This window comes from Lelliottia sp. RD5 (assembly GCF_056032945.1).
This window is the reverse complement of the sequence record NZ_JBVYHQ010000001.1, coordinates 1,034,580-1,056,389: the sequence shown is the minus strand read 5'-3', so window position 1 is coordinate 1,056,389 and position 21,810 is coordinate 1,034,580. Positions and strand designations below refer to the sequence as shown.

Sequence of the window (21,810 nt, the reverse complement as noted above, 5' to 3'; positions counted from 1 at the left end):
CGCATCTGCGGATAGTAATTCGCATAAATACGGGTAGACTAAGCGCTTCTTTTAACGCCTGCATTGCAGGCGTTTTGCCGTGTGGTAGTGGAAATTCACGTTAATGAACTTATTAAAATCGCTGGCGGCCGTCAGCTCGATGACCATGTTTTCTCGCGTGCTGGGTTTTGCCCGTGACGCGATTGTGGCAAGGGTCTTTGGTGCAGGCATGGCAACCGACGCCTTTTTTGTGGCATTCAAATTACCCAATCTTCTGCGCCGTATTTTCGCAGAAGGCGCATTTTCCCAGGCGTTTGTCCCGATCCTGGCAGAATACAAAAGCAAGCAGGGTGAAGACGCCACCCGCGTGTTTGTCTCCTATGTTTCGGGCTTGCTGACGCTGGCGCTGGCGATCGTAACGGTTGTTGGGATGCTGGCGGCCCCGTGGGTCATTATGGTGACGGCACCGGGCTTTGCCGACACGGCGGATAAATTTGCCCTGACGACGCAACTTCTGCGCATCACCTTTCCTTATATTTTGCTGATTTCACTGGCCTCGCTGGTGGGAGCGATCCTCAACACCTGGAACCGATTCTCGGTCCCGGCGTTTGCCCCGACCTTTTTGAACGTCAGCATGATTGGTTTTGCCCTGTTTGCCGCTCCTCACTTTAACCCTCCCGTGCTGGCCCTGGCGTGGGCAGTCACCGTCGGTGGCGTGCTTCAGCTGGCTTATCAACTCCCGCATCTGAAAAAAATCGGCATGCTGGTGCTGCCGCGTATTAATTTCCGCGATGCGGGCGCGATGCGCGTGATTAAGCAGATGGGACCGGCGATTCTCGGCGTTTCTGTCAGCCAGATTTCCCTGATTATCAACACCATTTTTGCCTCATTCCTGGTGTCGGGTTCAGTGTCATGGATGTATTACGCTGACCGACTGATGGAGTTTCCGTCTGGCGTGCTGGGCGTGGCGTTGGGAACCATTTTGCTCCCGTCTCTGTCGCGGAGCTTTGCCAGCGGAAATCATGATGAGTATTGCCGCCTGATGGACTGGGGTTTGCGCCTGTGCTTTTTGTTGGCGTTGCCAAGTGCGGTCGCGCTGGGGATTCTGGCAAAACCGCTGACGGTGTCGCTGTTCCAGTACGGGAAATTCAGCGCGTTTGATGCCCTGATGACCCAGCGCGCCTTAGTGGCGTATTCCGTGGGCCTGATGGGGTTGATCGTTGTAAAGGTGTTGGCACCGGGCTTCTATTCCCGTCAGGACATTAAAACGCCGGTCAAAATCGCCATCGTGACGCTGATCCTGACTCAGGTGATGAACCTGATCTTTATTGGTCCGCTGAAACACGCCGGTTTGTCGCTGTCGATCGGTCTTGGAGCATGCCTGAACGCCGGTTTGCTGTACTGGCAATTGCGTAAGCAAAACATCTTCACGCCGCAGCCGGGCTGGATGCGCTTCCTGATTCGTCTGGTGATTGCGGTTCTGGTGATGGCTGGTGCGCTGGTGGGGATGATGTACGTAATGCCTGACTGGTCAAACGGCACTATGCTGTATCGTCTGCTGCGCCTGATGGCGGTGGTCGTGGTGGGGATCGTGGCCTATTTCGCCACGCTGGCGGTACTCGGTTTTAAAGTGAAAGAGTTCGCCCGCCGAACGGTATAAACCACGAAAGGGGAGTCACCTGCTGGTGCTCCCCGTCGTCTGTCTAATCGCTATCGCGATTAAATCGAAATCTTCTTACCGCCGCCGCGCGAGCTGGCCGTCTGGCCATTAGCGCCATACAGTCCAGGCTCCTGATGAGGTTTTAACACCTCAAGCGCCTGCTGATTGCGTTCAATCTGCCCCTCTAACAACCAACCGTTATGCTGGTTGAGATCGCGAAGGTGCTGAGTTTTCTCAGTAATAGTCTGCCAGCGCTCAGCGATATCATCATTCGCGCTACGTCGCGGGTCTTGCTCCGCACGACGCTGTTGTTCCAGGTAATCCAGGGTTGCCAACAGCGAGCTTTTATCTTCAGTAATACGCTGCAAAGCGCTACCGGTAAAATGTCCCATGGACAGCTGCTGCTGTTCGGCATCCATTACCGTCTTCAGATCGTTCAGGACTACCGTCATCTGATCCAATATTTCTGACAGTCGACTCATACGGTTATTTACTCTGTAAGAAGCTCTGCGTTTCCTGAAGCAATGCATCAGCAATTTTGCTGGTGTCCATCTTCAATTCGCCGTTACGAATAGCCGCTTTCAGCGCTTCGACACGTTCGACGTTGATATCATTTGTTGCAGGCTGCATCAGTTTAGACTGCCCATCACTGAGGGTGACGCTGGCGCTGGTGCTGTTCGCCGTGGACGATTTTTCTGCGCGTGGTTTCAGCACTGGCGCGTCATTCGTTTCACGAGGTTGTACAGTGCTAACCGGTTTCAGGGGCGATGTACGATCAATGCTCATAGTGTTGTCCTCATAGAGGTTCGCGGCGTTGGCGCCTGACATTATCATTTGTTAATTATTTATCGGCAGGTGCCGTGAAACCTTTAAAAAGATTATAGGTTAATCAGAATAATCCCATCAGATCCGACGGTTCCGCTCACCACCTGACCTGAGGACATCCTTACGCGCGCATTTTGGGCGACGGCGGCGTTGTTCAGCGCCTGACCTTCGCTGTTCACACTAAATCCGTCTCCGTTAGCGATCACCATGACGCGTTGTCCTGCTTTTACGCGCCAGGCCTGACGAAGCATCGACAGTTGTATCGCTTGTCCTGGCGCTAAATCGCGCAGGCTCACGGAATCTTGCGCCTGATTAATATCAAGCATAGTGCGCGGTGGGAGCTGATCCAGCCGGCCGCGCTTTAATTCCACGCTGGTCGTTTGCAACACGCTACCGCGGGCAATGGGCTGGGCGGCGACAACATAGTTGCCCGTCGCTTGTACATTCACCTGTAAAAAGCGCTTTTCGTTGTTGCAGCGCGCCAGCACGTTCACATTGCCCCACAGTTTTGTGTTGCCGCTGATGCTGAGTGCAGGTTGATCGCAGGTGGGCAGGAGATTGGGCTGCGTACGGACGGTCACCGTCACCTCATCACTAAAGCCTGCCAGACGCTGGGCAAAAAAAGCCGTCAGCTGGGCATTCAGATCCTGAGCCTGCGTCAGAGGACTTAACAGTAAAAGGGTAGCGGCTAAGCCACTTTTGAACGACAGCATCACACATTCCCGCGGTTCCTGGATTTGAGACGATTCTACCCCTTAGGCTTTTTCTTCAACGCGACAAATAGCGACGCATTTTGCGTGTATTCCGTCGATAAGGTGTACGGGTTGAGTTTTAAGCTACATGCTGAAATTTCGCCATCAGCGGAGAAGATATGCTCGATAAACTTGACGCCTCGTTACGTTTTCAACAGGAAGCGCTCAACCTGCGCGCTCAGCGGCAAGAAGTGTTGGCCAGCAACATCGCGAACGCGGATACCCCAGGGTATCAGGCGCGCGATATGGATTTTTCCAGTGAGCTTAAAAAAGTGATGGAGCGTGGCCGCGCGGAAGGGACCGGTGTTGCCCTGGCATTGACGTCTTCGCGTCATATCCCCGCTCAGGCAATGACGGCACCGTCTGCCGATTTACTTTACCGCATTCCCGATCAGCCATCCCTTGACGGTAACACCGTTGATATGGACCGGGAGCGCACGCAGTTTGCCGATAACAGCCTGAAATATCAGACGGGCCTGACCGTTCTCGGTGGACAGATTAGAAGCATGCAGAGCGTTCTGCAGGGAGGCAACTAATTCATGGCCTTACTGAACATTTTTGATATCGCCGGTTCGGCGTTGACCGCCCAGTCCCAGCGTCTGAACGTTGCCGCCAGTAACATGGCGAACGCCGACAGCGTGACCGGACCAGACGGCCAGCCTTATCGTGCCAAACAGGTTGTCTTTCAGGTCGATGCTGCGCCGGGCGCGGCAACGGGCGGCGTGAAAGTCTCCAGTGTGGTTGAGAGCCAGGCACCTGACAAACTGGTGTATGAGCCGGGCAATCCGCTGGCGGATGCGAACGGTTACGTCAAAATGCCAAACGTCGACGTAGTCGGTGAGATGGTGAACACCATGTCCGCTTCCCGTAGCTATCAGGCGAACGTTGAAGTGCTCAATACCGTCAAGAGCATGATGCTCAAAACGCTCACTCTCGGCCAGTAAAGGAGACACGCATGTCCATCGCCGTCAACGTGAATGACCCGACTAACTCCGGCGTCACAGGCACCAGCAGTACCAGCGGTTCTAAATCCCTGACGGGTAATAGCGCATCCGATCTACAGGGTAGCTTTTTAACGCTGCTGGTTGCGCAGTTGAAAAACCAGGACCCGACCAACCCGATGCAAAACAACGAACTGACCACGCAGCTTGCGCAGATCAGTACCGTGAGTGGTATCGAGAAGCTGAACACCACGCTCGGCTCCGTTTCGGGTCAACTTAATGATAGCCAGTCACTGCAAGCCAGTAACCTGATTGGCCACGGTGTGATGATCCCAGGGACGACCATCCTGGCTGGGACCAGCACCACCGAAGGCAACAGTACGACCACCACAACGCCGTTTGGCGTTGAGTTGCAGCAAGCCGCCGACAAAGTCACCGCCACAATCACCAATAAAGATGGCGTCGTTGTACGCACTATCGATATCGGTGAGCTGAAAGCAGGCGTCCATACCTTTAGCTGGGATGGCTCGATGACGGACGGCACTACCGCACCAAACGGTTCTTATAGCGTTGCCATTTCTGCCAGCAGTGGTCCGAATCAGCTGGTGGCTCAGCCGCTTAAGTTCGCACTGGTTCAGGGCGTGACGCGCGGCAGTGACGGCAACAAACTGGATTTGGGTACTTCTGGTACCACCACGCTCGACGAAGTTCGGCAGATTATTTAAGCCTTAATACTTATCAGGAGTAACTCATGGCCTTTTCACAAGCGGTCAGCGGCCTGAATGCCGCCGCCACCAACCTGGACGTCATTGGTAACAACATTGCCAACTCCGCGACCTATGGTTTCAAATCCGGTACTGCGTCTTTCGCAGATATGTTCGCCGGTTCCAAAGTCGGTTTAGGTGTAAAAGTTGCTGGTATCACCCAGGACTTTAACGACGGCACAACGACCAACACCGGTCGTGGACTGGACGTTGCCATCAGCCAGAACGGTTTCTTCCGTATGGTTGATGCCAACGGTTCAGTTTTTTACAGTCGTAACGGCCAGTTCAAGCTGGACGAAAACCGTAACATCGTCAACATGCAGGGCCTGCAGCTGACGGGGTATCCGGTTGCAGGTACGCCACCGACCATCCAGACCGGCGCAAACCCGCAGGCGATTTCTATCCCGAATACGCTGATGGCGGCGAAGCCTACCGACACCGCATCACAGCAGATCAACCTGAACTCAACGGATACCGCGCCGACAAAGCCATTTAATGTTGCAGATACCTCTGACCCAGATTCTTACAACAAGAAAGGCACCGTGACTGTCTATGACAGCCAGGGTAATGCACACAACATGAATCTGTTCTACGTCAAAGACACCGCCGCGAACACCTGGGATGTCTACTCCCAGGATGCGAGCGTGCCGGGTAGTGCAGCAACGCTGGCAACGACGCTGACCTTCACCGCCAGCGGTGTTTTGGACACGGGCGGTCAGGTTAACGTCACAACGGCGACTATCCCTGGTGCAACGCCTGCGACATTTGCCCTGAGTTTTGCTAACTCCATGCAGCAGAACACCGGTGCGAACAACATCGTGGCAACTAACCAGAACGGCTACAAGCCGGGTGACCTGGTGAGCTACCAGATTAACGATGATGGCACCGTTATGGGTAACTACTCTAACGAGCAGAATCAGGTTCTGGGTCAGATCGTGCTGGCAAACTTCGCCAACAACGAAGGCCTGAAATCCGAAGGTGATAACGTGTGGACGGCAACGCAGTCTTCCGGCGTTGCGCTGCTGGGTACAGCAGGAACCGGTAACTTTGGTTCATTGACCAACGGTGCACTGGAAGCGTCAAACGTGGATCTGAGTAAAGAACTGGTGAACATGATTGTTGCGCAGCGTAACTACCAGTCGAACGCGCAGACCATCAAAACCCAGGATCAGATCCTCAACACGCTGGTTAACCTGCGTTAATCGTCTAACGGGATGATGTAATGGATCACGCAATATATACCGCGATGGGCGCAGCCAGTCAGACGCTGAATCAGCAGGCTGTGACCGCCAGTAACCTGGCGAACGCCTCCACGCCGGGATTCCGAGCGCAGCTTAATGCAATGCGCGCGGTACCGGTCGAAGGGCTGACGCTGCCGACGCGTACGCTGGTTATCGCCTCTACGCCGGGTGCCGATATGACGCCTGGCCAAATGGATTACACCTCACGTCCGCTGGACGTGGCGCTTCAGCAGGATGGTTGGCTGGCGGTGCAAGCGGCTGACGGTACGGAAGGTTATACCCGTAACGGTAATATCCAGGTCGATTCTGCCGGTCAGTTGACGATTCAGGGTCACCCGGTGATTGGCGAAGCGGGTCCACTGACGGTGCCGGAAGGTTCGGAAATCACCATCGCGGCGGACGGGACCATTTCGGCCCTGAACCCGGGCGATCCAGCGAATACCGTGGCGCCGGTTGGCAAACTGAAGCTGGTGAAAGCCGAAGGCAATGAAGTGACGCGCGGTGATGACGGTCTGTTCCGTACCAGCGCTTCGGCACTGGCTACGCGGGGTGCGACGTTGCAGCCCGATCCGAGCATCCGCGTGATGTCCGGCGTACTGGAAGGCAGTAACGTTAAACCGGTTGCCGCCATGACCGATATGATTGCCAGCGCGCGTCGTTTCGAAATGCAAATGAAGGTTATCACCAGCGTCGATGAAAACGCCGGACGTGCTAACCAACTGCTGTCTATGAGTTAACAGGATTTCTTATGATCAGCTCTTTATGGATCGCGAAAACGGGTCTTGACGCACAGCAAACCAACATGGATGTCATCGCCAACAACCTGGCGAACGTCAGCACCAATGGTTTCAAGCGTCAGCGTGCCGTGTTCGAAGATTTGCTTTATCAAACCATTCGTCAGCCGGGCGCGCAGTCGTCTGAGCAGACAACGCTGCCGTCAGGCCTGCAGATTGGTACGGGTGTGCGTCCGGTTGCGACCGAGCGTCTGCACAGCCAGGGTAACCTGTCTCAGACCAACAACAGCAAAGACGTCGCCATTAAAGGCCAGGGGTTCTTCCAGGTGCAGTTACCTGATGGTACCTCAGCGTATACGCGCGACGGTTCGTTCCAGGTGGATCAGAATGGTCAGCTGGTGACGGCGGGTGGTTTCCAGGTTCAGCCTGCGATTACCATTCCGGCTAACGCCCTGAGCATTACCATCGGACGTGATGGCGTGGTGAGCGTGACGCAACAGGGGCAGGCAGCGCCTGTTCAGGTTGGACAGCTTAACCTGACGACCTTTATGAACGACACCGGTCTGGAAAGCATTGGTGAAAACCTCTACACGGAAACCCAGTCCTCGGGTGCACCTAACGAAAGTACGCCTGGCCTGAACGGCTCAGGTTTGCTGTATCAGGGTTATGTAGAAACGTCTAACGTCAACGTGGCGGAAGAGCTGGTGAATATGATCCAGGTTCAACGCGCGTATGAAATTAACAGTAAAGCAGTGTCGACGACCGACCAGATGCTGCAAAAACTGACGCAACTCTAAGGGGTCGTCCGGTGCGGTAAATGCTGCATCGGACCCCTGTTTTCGAAGATGAAGGTAATGCAAAAAAACGCGGTGTTTCGTTATCCAATAGTGACTGTTCTGGCCGTAACCCTCAGCGGTTGCGCCTTGATCCCGTCCAAACCATTGGTGCAGGGTGCGACTACCGCCCAACCGATCCCAGGCCCTACGCCTGTGGTGAATGGTTCTATTTTCCAGACCGCACAGCCTATCAACTATGGCTACCAGCCGCTGTTTGAAGACCGCCGCCCACGTAACATTGGCGATACGTTGACCATCCAGCTGCAGGAAAACGTCAGTGCGAGCAAAAGCTCTTCGGCGAACGCCAGCCGAGATGGAAAAACCAATTTTGGCTTTGATACCGTTCCACGCTATCTGCAGGGCCTGTTTGGCAATGAACGCGCCGATGTCGAAGCATCTGGCGGCAACAGCTTTAATGGTAAAGGTGGCGCAAACGCCAGCAATACCTTCAGCGGGACGCTGACTGTAACAGTTGACCAGGTTCTGGCTAACGGCAATTTACATGTTGTGGGTGAAAAACAGATCGCCATCAATCAGGGCACTGAGTTCATTCGCTTCTCCGGTGTGGTTAACCCTCGCACCATCAGTGGCAGCAACACCGTGCCGTCCACTCAGGTGGCGGATGCGCGTATTGAGTACGTCGGTAACGGCTATATCAATGAAGCGCAGAATATGGGCTGGCTGCAACGTTTCTTCCTTAATTTATCGCCGATGTAAGCAAGGTGACCTATGTTTAAATCCCTTTTCGGAATGGTGTTGGTGCTGGTGGCGACGTTCGCCCAGGCCGACCGCATTCGCGATCTCACCAGTGTACAGGGCGTACGAGCAAACTCACTGATCGGCTATGGCCTGGTCGTCGGCCTGGACGGCACGGGCGACCAGACCACCCAGACGCCTTTCACCACGCAAAGTTTGAATAACATGCTTTCCCAGCTCGGTATTACGGTACCGACAGGGACGAACATGCAGCTGAAAAACGTGGCGGCGGTCATGATCACCGCCTCTTACCCGGCGTTTGCCCGACAGGGTCAAACCATTGATGTGGTGGTTTCCTCGATGGGTAACGCAAAAAGCCTGCGCGGCGGGACGCTGCTGATGACCCCTCTGAAAGGGGTGGATAGCCAGGTTTATGCGCTGGCGCAGGGTAACATTCTTGTCGGCGGTGCGGGGGCATCAGCAGGCGGAAGCAGCGTGCAGGTAAACCAGTTGAACGGCGGTCGTATTACGAACGGTGCAATTATCGAGCGTGAACTGCCGACCCAGTTTGGCGCAGGCGACACCATCAATCTTCAACTGAATAATGAAGACTTCACGATGGCGCAGCAGATTGCCGACACCATCAACCGCAGCCGTGGCTACGGTAGCGCGACTGCGCTGGATGCGCGTACCGTGCAGATCCGCACCTCCAGCGGCAGCAGCAATCAGGTGCGTATGCTGGCGGATATCCAGAATATGGAAGTCAACGTTCCGCTTCAGGATGCCAAAGTGATCATCAACTCGCGTACGGGGTCGGTGGTGATGAACCGAGAAGTGACGCTGGATAGCTGTGCCGTCGCACAGGGTAACCTGTCGATCAGCGTGAACCGCTCGGCGCAAGTCAGCCAGCCGGATACGCCGTTTGGCGGTGGACAAACGGTTGTGACGCCACAAACGCAGATTGATATGCGCCAGAGCGGCGGTTCACTGCAAACCGTGCGTTCGAGCGCCAACCTGAACAACGTCGTGCGTGCCTTGAATGCGTTGGGTGCTACACCGATGGATTTGATGTCGATTTTGCAGTCCATGCAAAGTGCGGGCTGTCTGCGCGCCAAACTGGAAATCATCTAATGCTGAGCGATAGCAAACTGATGGCAAGTGCGGCCTGGGATGCCCAGTCCCTCAACGAACTGAAAACCAAAGCAGGACAAGACCAGGCGGCTAACCTCCGCCCGGTTGCCCGCCAGGTGGAAGGGATGTTTGTGCAGATGATGTTGAAAAGCATGCGTGAAACGTTACCGAAAGACGGGATGTTCAGCAGCGATTCGACACGCCTCTACACCAGCATGTATGACCAGCAGGTTGCTCAGCAAATGACGTCCGGCAAGGGGCTTGGCCTCGCCGATATGATTGTGAAACAGATGCAGGCGGCTCAGGGGATTCAACCCGAAGAGCAGACGCAGCAGGTTCCGATGAAGTTCGATCTGGAAACGGTGACGACCTATCAGAATCAGGCGCTTACGCAGATGGTGCGTAAGGCGATGCCTAAGCCTGCAGAAAGTAACGATGAGGCGCTTTCCGGCGACAGTAAAGATTTCCTCGCCCAACTTTCGCTGCCAGCGCGCCTGGCCAGCGAACAGAGTGGGGTTCCACATCACCTGATTCTGGCGCAGGCAGCGCTGGAATCCGGGTGGGGTCAGCGACAAATTCGCCGTGAAAATGGCGAGCCGAGCTTTAACATTTTTGGTGTTAAAGCCTCCTCTGGCTGGAAAGGTCCAACGACAGAAATCACGACGACAGAATATGAAAATGGCGCGGCAGTGAAGGTCAAAGCCAAATTCCGCGTCTACAGCTCTTATCTCGAAGCGTTATCAGATTATGTGGGCATGTTGAGCCGAAATCCGCGCTATGCGGCCGTCACCAATGCTGCGACGGCAGAGCAGGGCGCGCAGGCATTGCAAAATGCGGGCTATGCCACCGATCCGCAATATGCCCATAAACTGACGAACATGATTCAACAGCTTAAATCGATGGGCGAGAAAGTCAGCAAAGCCTATAGCAACGATCTCGAAAATTTATTCTAAAGACTCAAGTTTGTGCTACGGCTGTCGATAATCCTTATCAGGACCCGTGTCTGAAAGTTTAAAAGGAACCTCAATGTCCAGTTTGATTAACAGCGCTATGAGTGGCCTCAGTGCGGCTCAGGCTTCACTGAATACGGTCAGTAATAACATTTCCAGCTATAACGTGGCAGGTTATACCCGTCAGACCACCGTGCTGGGTGCAGCAAACAGTACGTTGACGGGCGGCGGTTGGGTCGGTAATGGCGTGTACGTTAATGGCGTACAGCGTGAATACGATGCGTTCATCACCAATCAGCTGCGCGCTGCGCAGAACCAAAGCAGCGGGTTGACCACGCGCTATCAGCAGATGTCAAAAATTGACGACGTGCTGTCTGATACCACGAATTCCCTTTCTGCAACGTTGCAGAGCTTCTTTACTAGCCTGCAAACGCTGGTCAGTAACGCAGAAGATCCCGCTGCGCGTCAGACTGTGCTTGGAAAAGCCGATGGTCTGGTCAATCAGTTTAAGGTGACCGATCAGTACCTGCGCGACCAGGATAAGCAGGTTAACACTGCCATTGCGACAAGCGTTGACCAGATCAACTCCTATGCGACGCAGATTGCTAACCTCAACGACCAGATTTCACGTCTGACCGGTGTGGGTGCAGGGGCTTCCCCTAATAACCTGCTCGATCAGCGCGACCAGTTGGTCAGCGAGCTGAATCAGATTGTGGGTGTCGAAGTCGCGGTACAGGACAGTGGCACGTACAACGTTTCATTCGGTAACGGCTACACCCTGGTGCAGGGCAGTGCGGCCAATAAGCTGGCGGCTGTTCCATCAAGTGCCGATCCTTCACGCATGACCGTGGCGTATGTGGATGCCTCAGCGGGTAATGTTGAGATCCCGGATAAAGTGCTGAATACCGGCTATTTGGGTGGCTTGATTACGTTCCGTAATGAAGATCTGGATAAGACGCGTAATAACCTTAACCAGATGGCGCTTGCGTTTGCCGATGCCATGAACCAGCAGCATGAGAAAGGTTTTGATGCCAATCAGGATGCAGGCGGCAAACTGTTCAATTTCGGCACGCCGGCCGTCATGGAAAATGCCAAAAACACCGGCAGTGCGGCCGTTACGGCCACCATTGATGACAGCTCAAAAGTTCAGGCGACAGATTACAAACTGGAATACAACGGTTCCAACTGGACCGTGACGCGCCTGTCAGACAAAACCACGTTCACCGCAACGCCAGATGGTAGCGGGGATATGACGTTTGATGGCGTTAAAATTAACGTGAGTGGTGCAGCGGCTAATAAAGACAGTTTTGTGGTTAAGCCGGTCGTCGACACGATCGTCAACATGGAACTTCTGATCAAAGATGAATCCAAACTGGCGATGGCGTCTGACGCGACAGCGGGTGAGAGTGATAACCGTAACGGTAAGGCACTGCTTGAGCTGCAAAACAGCAAGTCTGTTGGCGGGAATAAAAGCTTTAACGATGCCTATGCCTCGTTGGTCAGTACAGTCGGTAGCCAGACGGCTTCACTGAAGACCAGCAGCGCGACGAAAGCCAACGTGGTGACGCAGCTCAGCAATCAGCAGCAGTCGATTTCTGGCGTGAACCTGGATGAAGAGTACGGCAATTTGCAGCGTTTCCAGCAATATTACCTGGCGAATGCGCAGGTTCTGCAAACGGCCAGCACCCTTTTCGACGCCATTATTAATATTCGCTAAGGCCGAGGTAAAGAATGCGCATTAGCACCCAAATGATGTACCAGCAGAACATGCGTGGGATTACCGAATCCCAGAGCAAGTGGCTGAGCTACGGTGAACAAATGTCCACCGGTAAACGCGTTAACCGTCCTTCGGACGATGCGATTGCCTCCTCGCAGGCCATCGTGCTGTCTCAGGCGCAATCGCAGAACGAACAGTACAAGCTGGGACGTACCTTTGCGAAACAGAAAGTTTCACTGGAAGATAACGTGCTCGGTCAGGTCAACACGGCGATCTCCAGCGCGCAGGAAAAAATCGTTTATGCCGGTAACGGTACGTTGAGCGATGATGACCGTCTTTCTTTGGCGTCTGATTTGCAGGGTATCCGTGACCAATTGATGAATCTGGCCAACTCGACTGACGGTAACGGCCGCTTCATTTTCGCAGGCTATAAAACGGAAACGGCCCCGTTCGACTCCGCAACGGGAACGTACAGCGGCGGCACTGAATCCATTACGCAGCAAGTGGATTCCGCACGCACCATGGCGATCAGCCATACCGGTAATCAGATCTTTGAAAGCATCACCAGCAACGCGCAAGAAGTCCCGGGCGGCGGTTACGGTGAACAGAATATGTTTAAAATTCTCGACAGCGCTATCGCGGCGTTGAAGGTGCCAGTAGACACGGATTCAGCTGCTGCAGCTACGCAGAAACTGGCGCTGGACACCGCTGCTGTCGGCATTAAAAACACCCAGAACAACGTGCTGACTGTCGTGGCAGATGTCGGAACCAAGCTTAACGAACTCGATACGCTGGATTCATTGGGCGTTGATCGTGCGCTGGGTCAGACGAAGCAGATGAGCGATCTGGTCGATGTTGACTGGAACGCGGCGATTTCGTCTTACACCATGCAACAGGCGGCGCTCCAGGCTTCATATAAGGCGTTTACTGATATGCAGGGAATGTCTCTGTTCCAGCTGAACAGATAACAAAATTGACCTCTTAGAACATATCTTGAAACTGGATATGTTTTGTCTGCCCAACCCGGAATTTCGGATTGGGCTTTTTTTTATCGATTTTGTACCTGAACGGCAACAACGCGCGCACTTTCAATCAGACGGATCAGCAGTGCTATTGCGCCACAAACCGTTGCCAGCGCCACCACGCCGGGCCAGCCTACCATCGCATACACTTTGCTCCCTAACGCTGAGCCAAGCGCCATACCGATAAAAATAACAGTGAACAACAGGGCATTGAGACGCCCACGGGCCTGTGGTTCGAGACTGTAAACCAGATTCTGGTGCGCAACCAGGCTTGACTGCAAACCGAGATCAAAGCCCACTGCGGAGACGGCAATCAAGATTAACTGTCCGCTGGTGCCAAGCGCCGGCATCAAAAACATCAATGCGAAGGATACCGTTACCAGCGCCGCGCCCAGTTGCGTCACTTTACCTGCACCGAGTCTATCCGCCAGGCCACCTGCCAATGGCGCCGCCAATGCACCTGCTGCGCCGGCAATCCCGTATCCACCTGCCACCGCGCTGCCAAGGTGATAGCGATCTAACAGCATGACCGCAAGTGTTGACCAGAAAGCGCTAAAGGCAATCGACAGGAATCCTTGCGCCAGCGCGGCACGACGCAGGGCAGGATAGCGACGCCACAGATGTTCCATTGACCGCAGTAATGCCGGATAGCTCAGCGTTGAATGAATCGCAAAGCGTGGCAGGACCGCCCACATCACAACGCCGATAATCGCGATGCTTGCTGCCGCCAGCTGATACATCACGCGCCAGCCGAACGCTTCGCCAACTACCCCGCTGACGGTACGAGACAGGAGAATGCCCAGCAGTAAACCGGTCATCACGGTGCCGACGGTTTTGCCCTGTTTTCCTTCCGGCGCGAGAATGGCTGCCGCAGGAACGATATCTTGTGCCATGGTCGCGGCCATGCCGATCAGCAAGCTGGTGAACAGTAACGAGTGAAGCTGTTCAGTCAGGCTGCAGCCGAGAAGAAACAGCGCCAGCGCCGCACTTTTGAAAAGGATTAACGCGCGGCGATCGTGTCGATCCCCAAGAGGCAGCAGGAACAAGATACCCAGAGCGTAACCCGTCTGCGTCAACGTGGGGACCAGCCCCATGCCCGCGATACTGAGATGGAGATCCGCCCCCATCAGCGGCAGAAGCGGTTGGGCATAGTAAATTGATGCGACGCTAAAACCTGCGCCAATGGCAAGGATAAAAATAGTCCAGCGGCGGGTCTGTGTAGCGATGACTGCGTTCATTCGGTGTACCTCATTCATGGAATGAGGCTATTTTTCCGCAATCTCGCTTGAGGCGGTAGCCAGTAGGGTGGTAAAACATTTATACGTATAGCGTATAACCATGAAGAAAATGAAACGAACTGAGCGTATAGATAGAGTGGAACTGATGCGCACATTTATTCGCATCGTGGAGTCGGGTTCGCTCTCGGCGGCGGCAAGACAGCTCGATACCACGCAGGCGACCGTCAGTCGGCGCTTGCAGTCCCTGGAAACGCTGCTTGGCGTTCGGCTGTTACTCCGTACCACCCACGCGATGAAATTAACCGACGACGGTGAGCGCTGCTACCATCACGCGCGACGGGTTATCGACAGTTGGCTGGCGCTGGAAGATGAAGTGGGTCAAGCCGAAGATGAACCGGTGGGGATTTTACGCGTACGCGCGCCCCATGCGTTTGGCCAGGAACAGCTGTTACCCCCGTTAATGCAGTTTTTGACCCGCTATCCGCAGCTATCAATCGAGTGGAAACTCAATGACAGGTCAGTAGATTTTCTCAGCGATGATATCGACTGTGCGATTCGCGTGGGCGCTGAAGTCGATCCTGCCACGGTGTCCGTCTTGCTCGCCGAAGTTCCCCGCAGCGTTGTTGCGTCCCCGGCTCTGCTCGCACAGTTTACTGTGCCAGCGCATCCCGACGATCTCAGCGCGTTGCCGTGGGTGGCGCTCAGCACTTTTTATCATCAACATATTGAGCTCTTCAAACGAGGGGAAAAGGAGCCGACACGCGTCGCTATTTCGCCTCGTCTGAGCACTGATAGCCTGTATGTCGCGCGAAATACTGCGCTGATGGGACTGGGTATTGCGGCAGTATCAAGCTGGACGGTGGAAGAGGATATTCGCGAAGGAAGGCTGGTGCATCTTTTACCTGACTGGCAACCTGCACCTTTGCCGGTACACCTTGTTTATCCGTGGTCGCGCTATTACCCGGCGCGATTAAGACGATTTCTGGAGATGATGCGGGAGATCATGCCGCAAATGGCGGGAATGAGAAAACCACTCGCTTAACATTTTAAGCAATAAAAAAGCCGACCCTGAGGTCGGCTTTTCATTAGGGCTGCAAATTACTCAACAGACTGCGGGCGTGTTGCCGGTGCAGTTGCCTGATGAGTGGCACTGTGACCACCTGCAGCACCTTTACCGTCGAAATCGAACGCAGGACGCACCCAGTTACTCTGACGTGGCGCTTCTGGCTGATATTCCGGTGCTGGAGCACGCGTCATCGGCGCTGTCGCGTGATGATGACCGACAACAGCAGATGCGGCCGGTTGTGGCTTCACTTCAGCAACAGGTTGCTCTGCAACGAGGGCAGGCGCAGGTTGTTCAGCTTCAGCGACAACATCTGCCACGACTTCAGCTTCAACTTCAGCCACAACGTCCGCTTTCTCTTCGGCAACAGCAGGCTGTTCCACGATAGTTTCTACAGCCTCTACAGGTGCTGCAGGTTCAGCGGCTTCCGCGATTTGCTCAGCAACAGCCGTATCTTCTTGCGCGATAACCTGAGGTTGGGCATCAACCGGCGCAGCGATCGCTTCCGGATGTGTAGTTTCTACTTCAACCGCTTCAACCGTTTGCGGCTCAGCCACGACGTGTTGCACTTCTTCAACCGCGACAGGCGCAACGTCGGCAGGAGCTGCGACCATTGGCTCAACGGTTTCAACTGCAGTCTGCTCTTCAAACTGCTGATCCTGAGGACGTGCAATCGGGTAGCGGATCCACACTTTACCGGAGGCCATTTCTGGTGACATACAGGCGACCGTCATTGGCATCGGTGACTGGGCTGGGTAACGCTCGTCACGATAGCGACGACGACGCTGACCGCTCACGCGCAGGTGGCGCGGAGAGCGACGGGAACGACGTGGCATACCATTGTTATCACGCGCTTCCGTATTGTCGTCTTGCTCATGCGTTGGCTCAACAACAGCGGGAAGCTCCAGTTTTGCCAGTTGCGTATTCTGCGTTTCTTCAACCACAGGGACGTTCACAGCGGGAGTTGCCGCTTCAGTCTGTTCAGATTCGAAGCGAACTTTCTGTGACAGCTGACGCTGCTTACGACGCGGCATGACCTGGACGCGCTCTTCCTGTTCAGTTTCCTGGGCAGCGGGCTCTTCCAGAGTGACGGCTTTAACGTCCTGCTGCGCCTGGCGCTTGTCGTCATTACGGCGACGGTTACGCTCACGACGTGGCTGCTGCTCGTCACGCTGTCTGGTTTTCTCAGACTCATCGCCCGCTGGCTGGCGGATTTCACGATCTTCCGCATTTTGCTGCGGTTTTTCGCGACGGTTGCGACGGTTGTCTTCGCGCGCTTCACGACCTTCGTTGTTGTTCTCAGAACGATTATCACGATTATCACGATTGTCGCGGTTATCACGATTATCGCGGTTGTCACGGCGGTCATTACGATCGCGGCGGTTGTTCTGACGTTTACGACGGTCCTGCTGCGGACGCTCTTTTTTCTCTTCTTTCGGAGCAACTTTCGGCTCTTCAGGTTGAGATTCTTCACCCACGAACATTTTCTTCAGCGCGCTGAAGATGCGACCCAGCAGACCAGGTTCTGAAGACGCCACGCTAGCTTCGGTTTCAGATTTCTGCACTGCAGGCTTAGCGGTCGCTGGCTGCTCAGAAGGGGCCGGCGGTGCTTCAGGCATGATGAAGGTAGCCAATGCTGGCTGCTCAGGGAGTTTACGCTCCGCAGGCTCTTCATCAGAAGGCATTGCCATCTCTTCTTCGTGCAGTTTCGGCAGCAGGTAGCTCAGAGTGGATGTCTCTTCACCTTTGCGTACGCGAAGCACGGAGTAATGTGGCGTTTGCATCTGATCGTTTGGAACGATGATGCAACGCACGCCAGCCTGACGTGATTCAATGGCACTGACTGCTTCGCGTTTTTCGTTCAGCAGGTAAGAGGCCACTGGAACCGGAACAATCGCGTGAACTTCTTTGGTGTTCTCTTTCAGCGCTTCTTCTTCAATGAGACGCAGAATGGAGAGTGCAAGTGATTCGTTGTCACGCACGGTACCGGTACCGCTACAGCGCGGACAGACGTGATGGCTGGATTCACCCAGAGAAGGACTCAGGCGCTGACGCGACATTTCCAGAAGACCAAAGCGAGAAATATGGCTGATCTGGATACGAGCACGATCCTGACGAACCGCATCACGCAGACGGTTTTCCACTGCGCGCTGATGGCGTACTGGCGTCATGTCGATGAAGTCGATAACGATCAGGCCACCGAGGTCGCGCAGACGAAGCTGACGTGCAATTTCATCTGCTGCTTCAAGGTTGGTGTTGAACGCAGTTTCTTCGATATCGCCGCCGCGGGTTGCGCGTGCGGAGTTGATGTCGATAGCGGTCAGTGCTTCGGTCGAATCGATAACGATGGAACCGCCAGAAGGAAGACGCACTTCACGCTGGAAGGCGGACTCAATCTGCGATTCGATCTGATAGTGGCTGAACAGCGGGATTTCACCGGTGTACAGTTTAATTTTGCTGGTGAAATCTGGACGACCCAGTGCGGCGATGTGCTGGCGAGCCAGCTCAAGCACTTTCGGGTTATCAATCAGAATCTCACCGATGTCCTGACGAAGATAGTCACGGAAAGCACGAACGATAACGTTACTTTCCTGGTGAATCAGGAAGGGCGCCGGACGGCTCTCTGCAGCTTTCTGGATGGCTTCCCAGTGCTTCAGACGGAATCCTAAGTCCCACTGCAACGCTTCGGCAGATTTACCGACACCTGCAGTACGCACAATCAGACCCATGCCATCAGGCAATTCAAGGCTGGCCAGCGCTTCTTTCAACTCGGTACGGTCATCGCCTTCGATACGGCGAGAGATACCACCCGCACGCGGGTTGTTTGGCATCAGTACCAGATAGCTACCCGCCAGGCTGATAAAGGTTGTCAGCGCAGCACCTTTGTTGCCGCGTTCTTCTTTATCAATCTGTACAATCACTTCCTGGCCTTCGCGCAGCACATCTTTGATGTTCGGACGACCGTGGGAGTTATAGTTGGCAGGGAAATATTCGCGGGCAATTTCTTTCAGAGGAAGGAAACCGTGACGCTCAGCGCCGTAATCGACGAAAGCGGCCTCCAGGCTTGGTTCAATGCGGGTGATTTTGCCTTTGTAAATGTTCGCTTTTTTCTGTTCGTGTCCAGGACTTTCGATATCCAGATCGTACAGGCGCTGCCCATCCACAAGGGCGACACGCAACTCTTCTTGCTGAGTTGCGTTGATTAACATTCTTTTCATCGTAACTTACTCATTATTCTTACATTGACGACTAAGCTGCGGGCAAGGTGACGCTTTCCGGGGTATGAACCGATGGCCTCGTGACTGTGACGTCGCCAACCTCACGGTTGTCGCTCGTTTAAGAGGCGCAAAGTGTCGGTTGCCTGTTTTTCATAGGAAATACAGCGCAATTATCAGGGGAACAGCCTGGGAGAACTCTCCAGAGAAGATTCCATTTACCGGTAAGTACTGCAACCCGCAGCCCGCTAACTGTCTGAAAGATCAATACGTCTTACGCCATTGCTGCGTGGATGATCGGTCAGACAAAATTGGTCATTCCGTCGTTATCCTTACAAAACCCAGATTTAACACGGAAAACGACTTCATTATTCCATTGCTAACCCAGTTATAGCAAGATGACTTTTACCAATTATCACCCGGTTACTCACAGTTTCTTCACTTCAAAGTGATGATTGGTTTAATAACCACCAAATCGATTGCGTCGAGAGAGAGCAGGCTGATTAAAAGTAAATATAAGCATATAAAAATGAGTGGCGCTAATGCCTGACGATATTTAGAATCGCCAACCATGAAAACAGAGACTCCATCCGTAAAAATGGTTGCTATCGCTGATGACGAAGCGGGGCAACGAATCGATAACTTTTTACGCACCCAGTTGAAAGGTGTGCCAAAGAGTATGATTTATCGCATCCTGCGCAAAGGCGAGGTGCGAGTGAACAAAAAACGCGTCAAGCCTGAGTACAAACTGGAAGCGGGTGATGAAGTGCGTATCCCGCCAGTGCGTGTCGCAGAACGCGAAGAAGAAGCGGTATCGCCGCATCTCAATAAAGTGGCGGCGCTAACCAACGCCATTTTATATGAAGACGATCATATCCTGGTGCTGAACAAACCTTCAGGTACAGCGGTTCACGGCGGGAGCGGGTTAAGCTTTGGCGTTATCGAAGGGTTGCGTGCGTTACGACCGGAAGCCCGTTTCCTGGAACTGGTCCATCGTCTTGACCGCGACACGTCTGGCGTGTTGCTGGTGGCGAAAAAACGTTCCGCATTACGTTCGTTGCATGAGCAGCTGCGTGAGAAAGGGATGCAGAAAGATTACCTGGCGCTGGTGCGTGGCCAATGGCAATCCCATGTCAAAGTGGTGCAAGCCCCGCTGTTGAAAAATATTTTGCAGAGCGGGGAGCGTATCGTTCGCGTCAACAGCGAAGGCAAACCCTCAGAAACACGTTTTAAAGTCGAAGAGCGTTACGAATTTTGCACCCTGGTAAGATGCAGCCCTGTCACAGGACGTACGCACCAGATTCGCGTCCATACTCTTCATGCCGGTCATCCGATCGCATTTGACGATCGCTATGGCGATCGCGAATTTGATAAACAGCTGGCTGGCACCGGATTATCGCGTTTGTTCCTGCATGCCGCTGCGTTGAAGTTCACCCATCCTGGGACGGGCGCAGAGATGCGTGTCGAAGCGCCGCTGGACAATCAGCTCAAGCGTTGTCTTAAAATTCTTCGCGGGTAACCGCATGCAGGTGACGCTGCGCTGATCTTAAAACAACAGCGCAGCGCCCCCCGCCAATCACGCCATCAATGGATTAGCGTTCTCACGGCGCAGCATCTGGCAAAGTGCAATCAGCGGTAAGCCAACCAACGTATTCGGATCGCGACCATCCAGCTTATCAAACAATGCAACCCCCAAGCCTTCGCTTTTGAAACTTCCCGCGCAATTCAACGGGCGCTCTCTGCGGACATAATCCTCAATCTCTTGTTCGCTCAGATGGCGGAAATGCACATCGAAGGGTTCGCATTCTGTTTGCAGATGACCGGTAGCAGAGTTGTAGAGTGCCAGGCCCGTGTAAAAGGTGACAATAGATCCGCGCGCTTTCATTAATTGCTGGCGCGCGTTCTCTTCGGTGTGGGGTTTCCCGGTAATTTCACCGTCCAATACGCAAACTTGATCGGAACCTATAATCAGATGATTAGGAAAGCGATTGGCGAGACTTTGCGCTTTTTCCTGCGCCAGGCGCAAAACCAAATGGCGTGGCGATTCAGCAGGTTGTGGTGTTTCATCAGCGATGGGCGCCGCACACTCGAAGGGAACACCCAGCTTTTCGAGCAGCGCACGTCGGTACGGAGAAGTGGAAGCAAGCACGAGTTTCGGCATATTTTTTTCACCAGATATAGCGTATCGATGCCAGCCATTTTAAACTACAGGCCGCAATGTGTGCGAATAATTGGCAAAAGGCAGCTGCGGTTGCCTTTTTCTTTGACTCTATGACGTTACAAAGTTAATATGCGCGCCCTATGCAAAAGGTAAAATTACCCCTGACTCTTGATCCGGTTCGTACGGCTCAGAAACGCCTCGATTACGAAGGTATTTATACCCCCGATCAGGCTGAGCGTATCGCCGAATCTGTGGTCAGTGTGGATACTGATGTAGAATGCTCCATGTCGTTCGATATCGATAACCAGCGTCTTGCCGTTTTAACCGGCGATGCAAAGGTGACGGTAACGCTCGAATGTCAGCGTTGCGGGAAACCGTTTATACGTCATGTTCACACAACGTATTGTTTCAGTCCGGTTCGTTCAGACGAACAGGCTGGAGCACTCCCGGAAGCGTATGAACCGATTGAGGTTAACGAATTCGGTGAAATCGATCTGCTTGCATTGGTTGAAGATGAAATCATCCTCGCCTTGCCAGTAGTTCCGGTGCATGATTCTGAACACTGTGAAGTGTCCGACGCGGACATGGTCTTTGGTGAATTGCCTGATGAAGCGCAAAAACCAAATCCATTTGCCGTATTAGCCAGTTTAAAGCGTAAGTAATTAAGGAGTAAGGTCCATGGCCGTACAACAGAATAAACCAACCCGTTCCAAACGTGGCATGCGTCGTTCCCATGACGCGCTGACTGCAGTTACCAGCCTGTCTGTAGACAAGACTTCTGGTGAGAAACACCTGCGTCACCACATCACAGCTGACGGTTTCTACCGCGGCCGCAAGGTTATCACTAAGTAATCACGCGCAAGCGTGATGAAGCTTAGTGAGGAT

At 53.9% G+C, this 21,810-nt stretch carries 22 protein-coding genes; 16 read left to right on the top strand and 6 right to left on the bottom strand.

Annotated features, from left to right (window positions below; genetic code table 11):
- Positions 1 to 103 precede the first annotated feature (103 nt).
- Entirely contained in the window at positions 104 to 1,639 is a 1,536-nt protein-coding gene (gene murJ / locus AC0LWE_RS05345) for a murein biosynthesis integral membrane protein MurJ (protein WP_202666530.1), read from the top strand.
- A 59-nt stretch (positions 1,640 to 1,698) separates the two neighbouring features.
- Here murJ and flgN read toward each other — a convergent pair whose 3' ends face one another.
- From flgN to flgA, 3 genes are all read right to left on the bottom strand, one after another.
- Entirely contained in the window at positions 1,699 to 2,121 is a 423-nt protein-coding gene (gene flgN / locus AC0LWE_RS05340; protein WP_012016980.1) for a flagella biosynthesis chaperone FlgN, read from the bottom strand.
- Between the two features lie 4 nt (positions 2,122 to 2,125).
- Positions 2,126 to 2,425: a flagellar biosynthesis anti-sigma factor FlgM gene (flgM, locus tag AC0LWE_RS05335; RefSeq protein WP_059178328.1), complete on the bottom strand. Its 300-nt coding sequence runs from the start codon at positions 2,423 to 2,425 to the stop codon at positions 2,126 to 2,128.
- A 92-nt stretch (positions 2,426 to 2,517) separates the two neighbouring features.
- Positions 2,518 to 3,177: a flagellar basal body P-ring formation chaperone FlgA gene (gene flgA, locus AC0LWE_RS05330; RefSeq protein ID WP_059178327.1), complete on the bottom strand. Its 660-nt coding sequence runs from the start codon at positions 3,175 to 3,177 to the stop codon at positions 2,518 to 2,520.
- 158 nt (positions 3,178 to 3,335) lie between these two features.
- Here flgA and flgB point away from each other — a divergent pair, with 158 nt between their 5' ends.
- The 11 genes from flgB to flgL all read left to right on the top strand — a co-directional run bounded on the left by flgB (position 3,336) and on the right by flgL (position 13,194).
- Positions 3,336 to 3,752, top strand: a complete 417-nt coding sequence (gene flgB / locus AC0LWE_RS05325; RefSeq protein ID WP_059178326.1) for a flagellar basal body rod protein FlgB — start codon at positions 3,336 to 3,338, stop codon at positions 3,750 to 3,752.
- A gap of 3 nt (positions 3,753 to 3,755) precedes the next feature.
- The gene (gene flgC, locus AC0LWE_RS05320) at positions 3,756 to 4,160 is read left to right on the top strand and encodes a flagellar basal body rod protein FlgC (protein WP_059178325.1); all 405 of its coding nucleotides are present in this window, start codon (positions 3,756 to 3,758) and stop codon (positions 4,158 to 4,160) included.
- 11 nt (positions 4,161 to 4,171) lie between these two features.
- Complete coding sequence (flgD, locus tag AC0LWE_RS05315) at positions 4,172 to 4,882, top strand: flagellar hook assembly protein FlgD (RefSeq protein WP_059178324.1); 711 nt, start codon at positions 4,172 to 4,174, stop codon at positions 4,880 to 4,882.
- Positions 4,883 to 4,908: 26 nt separating this feature from the next.
- Complete coding sequence (gene flgE, locus AC0LWE_RS05310) at positions 4,909 to 6,123, top strand: flagellar hook protein FlgE (RefSeq protein ID WP_474264977.1); 1,215 nt, start codon at positions 4,909 to 4,911, stop codon at positions 6,121 to 6,123.
- Between the two features lie 20 nt (positions 6,124 to 6,143).
- Positions 6,144 to 6,899 (top strand): flagellar basal body rod protein FlgF, encoded by a 756-nt coding sequence (locus AC0LWE_RS05305; protein ID WP_131487021.1) that lies wholly within the window; start codon positions 6,144 to 6,146, stop codon positions 6,897 to 6,899.
- Between the two features lie 11 nt (positions 6,900 to 6,910).
- Complete coding sequence (gene flgG, locus AC0LWE_RS05300) at positions 6,911 to 7,693, top strand: flagellar basal-body rod protein FlgG (RefSeq protein ID WP_064325681.1); 783 nt, start codon at positions 6,911 to 6,913, stop codon at positions 7,691 to 7,693.
- A gap of 57 nt (positions 7,694 to 7,750) precedes the next feature.
- Positions 7,751 to 8,449, top strand: a complete 699-nt coding sequence (gene flgH / locus AC0LWE_RS05295) for a flagellar basal body L-ring protein FlgH (protein ID WP_082691909.1) — start codon at positions 7,751 to 7,753, stop codon at positions 8,447 to 8,449.
- A gap of 12 nt (positions 8,450 to 8,461) precedes the next feature.
- Positions 8,462 to 9,559, top strand: a complete 1,098-nt coding sequence (locus AC0LWE_RS05290) for a flagellar basal body P-ring protein FlgI (protein ID WP_059178320.1) — start codon at positions 8,462 to 8,464, stop codon at positions 9,557 to 9,559.
- Positions 9,559 to 10,512: a flagellar assembly peptidoglycan hydrolase FlgJ gene (gene flgJ, locus AC0LWE_RS05285; protein WP_059178319.1), complete on the top strand. Its 954-nt coding sequence runs from the start codon at positions 9,559 to 9,561 to the stop codon at positions 10,510 to 10,512. Before AC0LWE_RS05290 ends, flgJ begins: the two co-directional genes overlap by 1 nt.
- A 73-nt stretch (positions 10,513 to 10,585) precedes the next feature.
- On the top strand, positions 10,586 to 12,226 hold the full coding sequence (flgK, locus tag AC0LWE_RS05280) for a flagellar hook-associated protein FlgK (protein WP_219346787.1): 1,641 nt from the start codon (positions 10,586 to 10,588) through the stop codon (positions 12,224 to 12,226).
- Between the two features lie 14 nt (positions 12,227 to 12,240).
- Complete coding sequence (gene flgL, locus AC0LWE_RS05275; RefSeq protein ID WP_059178317.1) at positions 12,241 to 13,194, top strand: flagellar hook-associated protein FlgL; 954 nt, start codon at positions 12,241 to 12,243, stop codon at positions 13,192 to 13,194.
- An 80-nt stretch (positions 13,195 to 13,274) separates the two neighbouring features.
- On the opposite strand, the gene AC0LWE_RS05270 is transcribed toward flgL, so the two are convergent.
- On the bottom strand, positions 13,275 to 14,486 hold the full coding sequence (locus AC0LWE_RS05270; RefSeq protein ID WP_219346786.1) for an MFS transporter: 1,212 nt from the start codon (positions 14,484 to 14,486) through the stop codon (positions 13,275 to 13,277).
- A gap of 109 nt (positions 14,487 to 14,595) precedes the next feature.
- On the opposite strand from AC0LWE_RS05270, the gene AC0LWE_RS05265 reads away from it, so the two are divergent.
- The gene (locus AC0LWE_RS05265) at positions 14,596 to 15,528 is read left to right on the top strand and encodes a LysR family transcriptional regulator (protein ID WP_219346785.1); all 933 of its coding nucleotides are present in this window, start codon (positions 14,596 to 14,598) and stop codon (positions 15,526 to 15,528) included.
- A gap of 56 nt (positions 15,529 to 15,584) precedes the next feature.
- Here AC0LWE_RS05265 and rne read toward each other — a convergent pair whose 3' ends face one another.
- Entirely contained in the window at positions 15,585 to 18,767 is a 3,183-nt protein-coding gene (gene rne, locus AC0LWE_RS05260) for a ribonuclease E (protein WP_219346784.1), read from the bottom strand.
- Between the two features lie 568 nt (positions 18,768 to 19,335).
- Here rne and rluC point away from each other — a divergent pair.
- Entirely contained in the window at positions 19,336 to 20,283 is a 948-nt protein-coding gene (gene rluC, locus AC0LWE_RS05255) for a 23S rRNA pseudouridine(955/2504/2580) synthase RluC (protein WP_059178313.1), read from the top strand.
- Positions 20,284 to 20,340: 57 nt separating this feature from the next.
- Here rluC and AC0LWE_RS05250 read toward each other — a convergent pair whose 3' ends face one another.
- Positions 20,341 to 20,925: a Maf family protein gene (locus tag AC0LWE_RS05250; RefSeq protein WP_219346783.1), complete on the bottom strand. Its 585-nt coding sequence runs from the start codon at positions 20,923 to 20,925 to the stop codon at positions 20,341 to 20,343.
- 140 nt (positions 20,926 to 21,065) lie between these two features.
- Here AC0LWE_RS05250 and yceD point away from each other — a divergent pair, with 140 nt between their 5' ends.
- Both yceD and rpmF read left to right on the top strand, forming a co-directional pair.
- Positions 21,066 to 21,587, top strand: coding sequence for a 23S rRNA accumulation protein YceD (yceD, locus tag AC0LWE_RS05245; RefSeq protein WP_059178311.1), 522 nt, complete (start codon positions 21,066 to 21,068; stop codon positions 21,585 to 21,587).
- 16 nt (positions 21,588 to 21,603) lie between these two features.
- The gene (gene rpmF, locus AC0LWE_RS05240; RefSeq protein ID WP_003857964.1) at positions 21,604 to 21,777 is read left to right on the top strand and encodes a 50S ribosomal protein L32; all 174 of its coding nucleotides are present in this window, start codon (positions 21,604 to 21,606) and stop codon (positions 21,775 to 21,777) included.
- Positions 21,778 to 21,810 lie beyond the last annotated feature (33 nt).